Annotated in this window: 3 protein-coding genes; all 3 read left to right on the top strand. The window is 34.5% G+C overall.

Annotation, left to right across the window (positions count from 1 at the left end; genetic code table 11):
- Positions 1-151 precede the first annotated feature (151 nt).
- The 3 genes from CLORY_RS22350 (at position 152) to CLORY_RS24135 (ending at position 4700) form a co-directional block, all read left to right on the top strand.
- Positions 152-1084, top strand: a complete 933-nt coding sequence (locus CLORY_RS22350) for a carbohydrate ABC transporter permease (protein WP_079428727.1) — start codon at positions 152-154, stop codon at positions 1082-1084.
- Positions 1085-1263: 179 nt separating this feature from the next.
- The gene (locus CLORY_RS22345; RefSeq protein WP_079428725.1) at positions 1264-4038 is read left to right on the top strand and encodes an endo-1,4-beta-xylanase; all 2775 of its coding nucleotides are present in this window, start codon (positions 1264-1266) and stop codon (positions 4036-4038) included.
- A gap of 254 nt (positions 4039-4292) precedes the next feature.
- Positions 4293-4700 carry a family 43 glycosylhydrolase gene (locus CLORY_RS24135; RefSeq protein ID WP_169911729.1) on the top strand — a complete coding sequence of 136 codons (408 nt, stop codon included), beginning with the start codon at positions 4293-4295 and terminating at the stop codon, positions 4698-4700.
- Positions 4701-5251 lie beyond the last annotated feature (551 nt).

The raw sequence follows: 5251 nt of genomic DNA, 5'->3' as shown, positions 1-5251 counted from the left end.
TGTTTGGTTAGAGATTCAATTATAACATGAAATTGGGGGTCATTGTTTTTTTTATACAAAAAAACTCTGTAACCCTTGATATATAAAGAAATTTTTAAAAGAATAGTGTAAAAAACTTTACACTAACCGTTGATGTAGGGAGGGTATATAAATGAAAAAGAAAGCATATGCTCCTAGTGTAGGAGATAGAATATTTGATACATTTAATGCAATATTTATGCTAATACTTGTTATTGTAACACTTTATCCTTTTTTAAATATTGTAGCAATATCTTTTAATGATGCTTCAGACACGATGAAGGGCGGTATCTATATATGGCCAAGAGAGTGGACACTTTATAATTATCGTTCGGTTTTTGCTACCGGTACTGTATACCATGCGTTTCTTGTATCTGTAGCTAGGACGGTTTTAGCTGTAATACTTAATTTATTCCTGACTACTATGCTTGCTTATTCATTAAGCAGAAGAGAGTATGTGTTCAGAAAGCTAATAACTGTTGCCTTTGTTATGACAATGTATTTTAATGCCGGCTTGATACCTGTGTATTTCTTAATAAAAGGCCTTCACCTTACTGGAAATTTTCTTGTATATATTATTCCGGGCCTGGTAAGCGCATTTAATCTTATTATTATAAGAACTTATATAGTGGGTTTGCCTGAAGCTATGATAGAGGCTGCGAAGATTGATGGTGCAGGAGAGTTTAGAATATTTATTCAGGTAATATTTCCTCTTTGTAAGCCTGCACTAGCAGTAGTAGGTTTATTTGTAGCAGTAGGTGCATGGAATTCTTGGTTCGACACTTTTATTTACTGTTCATCAAAGCAAAGCTTAAGCACACTTCAATATGAGCTAATGAAGCTGTTGGCAAACTCTATGAATCAGGGAAGTGCAGCCAGTGCTGTGCAGACAGCGAATAACTCTGCTGCTGCGGCTAGAAGTGGGCAGTCAGCAGGAGGTACACTTACACCTCAATCTATGAGGGCAGCGATTACTGTTGTTGCAGCTGTACCTATACTTCTGGTTTATCCATTTCTTCAGAAGTACTTTGTAGGCGGAATAAATGTAGGAAGTGTAAAGGGCTGATTGATTTAGAATATAAATACTGGATTTTTGCTACATACTTACTCCATATTATAGATTAATAGTTAATTGACTTATATATTGAAATGCATCTGATGTTTTACAGGATCACCAGATGCATTTTTTCTTGCAGACTAATTAATAAGGTAATTCATAAATTTTTAGTATGGGAGGAACATTAAATGTTGATTAGTAAAAAGTGCTTTAGAATGACATGCGTTATCATGTCATTGTTTATGATTTTAGGAATACTAACAAATGTAAACGTTAAGGTAACTTTTGCAGATACGAAAAGTCAGAATTTATTGGATAATGGGGACTTTGAAAATGTTAATGATTCTAGCTGGAGTGCAAGAGGTTCAGCTGAGGTTTCTTATACTACTGATGAATTTCACGCAGGAAAACGCAGTTTAAAAATTACAGGAAGAACTAAGACTTGGGAAGGTCCGATTAAAGATATGACATCAATATTAAAAAAAGGCGGAACCTACCACTTTGCAGTATGGGTAAAATATAATGATGGACCTAGTACAAAGGCATTTAATTTACAGTTTGAAAATATAATCTTGGGAACTGCAAGCTATGCCTCTGCCGGATCAGTAAATGCTGAAAAGGGTAAGTGGACATTATTGGAAGGGGATTACACAGTCCCCAATAATTCAAATCTTACAAAGTATTCAATGTATATAGAAGTACCATATAAAGCTGATGATCAAGTGACTAAGGATGATACTATGGATTTCTATATAGACGATGCAGCAGTTACTCAAACTGCTTCTATAGATTATCAAAGGAATATTCTTCAATTAAAAAAGGTATTTAAAAATTATTTTCCTATAGGTGCAGCAATTAATCCTGATTTGATTGATAGCAGCAACATTCATGCTAAGTTTATTAATTATCAATATAATACAATAGTTGCCGGTAATGCAATGAAACCAGATGCTCTTGAGCCAACAGAAGGAAATTTTTATTGGAAAGATGCTGATAAAATAGTTGATTATGCTCAAAAAAACAATATGATTCTTAGAGGACATACACTGCTTTGGCATAATCAGGTTCCAAGCTGGTTCTTTACTGATCCTAAGGACTCATCAAAGCCTGCAACCAGACAGCAATTACTTGGTAGACTAAAAACTTATATAAGTACAGTAGCTAGAAGATATAAAGGTAAAGTATATGCTTGGGATGTTGTAAATGAGGTGCTTTCCGATACTAGTGGATTAAGAGGTGACAGTGAAAATTCAAAATGGAAGGGAATTATAGGTGATGTGGACGGAGATGGATATGACAGCGATTATATAGAACTGGCATTTAAATATGCACATGAAGCTGATCCAAATGCAAAGCTTATAATAAATGATTATGGGCTTGAATCAAGTACAAGAAAGATGAATGAAATGTACACTCTTGTTAAGAGATTGCTTAAAAAGGGAGTTCCGATCGACGGTATTGGCATTCAGATGCATATATCTATGTATAGCCCAGAAGTTAAGCAGGTCAAGGAATGCATTGAAAAATTATCATCTTTAAAGAAATACAGATCAGGATTTACAGTTCAAGTTACAGAAATGGATATGTCAATATATAGCGGCAGTAGTGAGAAACAAAAAGATGCAACTAACGATATTTTATTGCAGCAGGCGTATCAGTATAGGGATATTTTTAATGTATTTAAGGAAGAAGCAAAAAAGGAAAATCTAAGCATGGTTGTTATGTGGGGAAATTCAGATGACGATACTTGGCTGGATAATACTCCTGTTAAGGGAAGAAAAGATGCTCCGCTGCTTTTCGATAGGAAGCTTCAGGCAAAACCTGCATTCTGGGGAATAGTTGATCCTTCTAAATTGCCGGTACAGAGACATGAGGCATATGCGACAGAAGGAACACCAGTCTTAAGTGATACTCCGGATAATTTATGGGGAGTAGCTAAATCTGTTGATGCTGATAATTTTGTTAAGGGAAAAAGCGGTGCTACAGCGAAGATAAAAACCATGTGGGATAGTAAGAATTTATATATAATGGCTAATGTAAAAGATACGACGCCTAATAAAAAAGACGGAATAGAGATATATATCGATAAAAACTATGATAAAGCAGCTTCTTATCAGAGCGATGATAAATATTACGATATTTACTCACACAAGAAAGGCAGCAGCAAGATAACATATAAGGCTGAACTTGTAAAAGGAGGTTACACACTTCAGGCAGTTATACCAATCAGTGATGTAAAACCTGCGGTGGGAAATAAGCTTGGAATTGATTTCAAAGTAAAAGATTACAACAAAAAAGGAAAATTGTCTTCAGAAGCTGTGTGGAATGACACTACGAATAAGCAAAGAAAAGTGCCGGCCAATTTCGGAGATTTAATTCTTCAAAATGAATCTAAATTAACTTATGCGATAAAAGGAACTCCGGTTGTAGATGGCAGCATCGATAAGATATGGGGAAATGCAGCTGCTGCAGAAACAAATAAGTTGGTTCAAGGAACTTCAGGTTCAACTGCTAAAGTTAGGACTATGTGGGATGAAAAATACTTGTATGTCTTAGCTGATGTGACTGATAACAATTTAAGCAAGAAGAGTAATAACTCATGGGAGCAGGATTCTGTAGAGATATTTATAGATCAGCTTAATGATAAAGCAACTGCCTATGATTCTAATGATGGACAATACAGAATTAATTTCGATAACGAAAAATCTTTTGGAGGAAACTGTGATACTGCTGATTTTAAATCGGCTACATCAAAGACTGCAACAGGATATATTGTAGAGGCAGCAATACCGCTTAATGTACTTACTCCAAAAGCTGGTGATATGTTAGGCGTGGATTTCCAGGTTAATAACGACGAAGATGGCGATGGAACAAGAGACAGCATTGCCACCTGGTGTGATTCAACAGGAATGTCCTGGAGCAGTACATCGAACTTCGGAAATGTTTTGTTAAAAAACAATTAATTAAAAGATACCTTTAATTTTAGGGGCTATTTTGTGTAATTTATTAAATTGATAGCCAACAATGTAAAAGGTACTATTAGTTTAGCTATTTATATATGACGATGCGTAAAACATCTGGTATATAGCATAAAGCCGCTGTGAAAGTTGAAATCTATCAGGAATTACACTTTCCAAGCCCATGGAATTCATTTGTAATCTGATATTAAAGCTTTACAGCGGTTTTATTTTTAAAAAAATATAGAGGTGATAACATTATGAAAACTTTTCAAAACCCTATTTTATCAGGATTTTATCCAGATCCTTCAATCTGCAGAGTAAATGAAGATTACTATCTTGTTACGTCAAGCTTTGCATACTATCCAGGTGTACCAATTTTTCATAGCAGAGATCTTGTAAATTGGAAGCAGATAGGACATGTTTTGGATAGACCGGATCAGCTTCCATTAGATGGAGTTGAAGCTTACGGTCAAGATTATAGTTTCTATTTTGGAGAAACCTCCAAAGATTACAAGACATTGATTGAGAATGTAGACGGAAGAATTTTAAGTACAGATGTTGCAGGAGGTTTTGTTGGCACTGAGTTAGGATTATATGCAAGTTCTAATGGTGCAGCCAGCAGTAATTTAGCTTATTTTGACTGGTTTGAGTATTTAGGAATATAAATATTTTGCGAACCAGCAATAGGAGCGTTGACCGCTCAGTCAACGCTCCCTGCGGGCTCTGTAAATTATATAGATTGCTAGTTTTAAAGTACCGTCTCTAAAATTTCTACACGTTAATTTTACAGACGTTATTTGATGAAGTTGTATCTTTAATTTTTCTTCGTAGATTATTAAGTGTGATCTTAATTATAAAGAGAGTTAAAGGCTTCTCTTCAATATGGAAACTGGTATAATTAACTTTCTTTTAATAATCCAACTACTTAAAAGCCTATTAATCGTGACAGGGCTCTACGAAGAAGCAGGTCTTCGAAGCCAAGACCTGTCCTGCTTAGATAGCTTTTTAAGGTTATCTCTATTAAAATGGATATTAGTTTTAGCAATTTCCAAATTAAAAAGAGGCTTTTTATCTTTCTAAAAAATTAGCGATGCACTTTAGTTTTCTTCGAAGAAATTAAAAAATTGTTATTCCATAGAATAACGTTTATCCAATAGCACTTAGTTTATATTTAAAAGATACATTAAATAATTAACAGCTATTTAATTTACAGAAC

The sequence above is a fragment of the Clostridium oryzae genome (assembly GCF_002029235.1).
GTDB classification, from domain to species: domain Bacteria; phylum Bacillota; class Clostridia; order Clostridiales; family Clostridiaceae; genus Clostridium_AE; species Clostridium_AE oryzae.
Note: the sequence above shows the minus strand (reverse complement) of the source record. Positions and strands in the feature narration are given on the sequence as shown.

Bases quoted from the DNA above. Each gene is read 5' to 3' on its own strand.
- CLORY_RS22350 (WP_079428727.1), top strand. From the start codon at position 152: ATGAAAAAGAAAGCATATGCTCCTAGTGTAGGAGATAGAATATTTGAT.
- CLORY_RS22345 (WP_079428725.1), top strand. From the start codon at position 1,264: ATGTTGATTAGTAAAAAGTGCTTTAGAATGACATGCGTTATCATGTCA.
- CLORY_RS24135 (WP_169911729.1), top strand. From the start codon at position 4,293: ATGAAAACTTTTCAAAACCCTATTTTATCAGGATTTTATCCAGATCCT.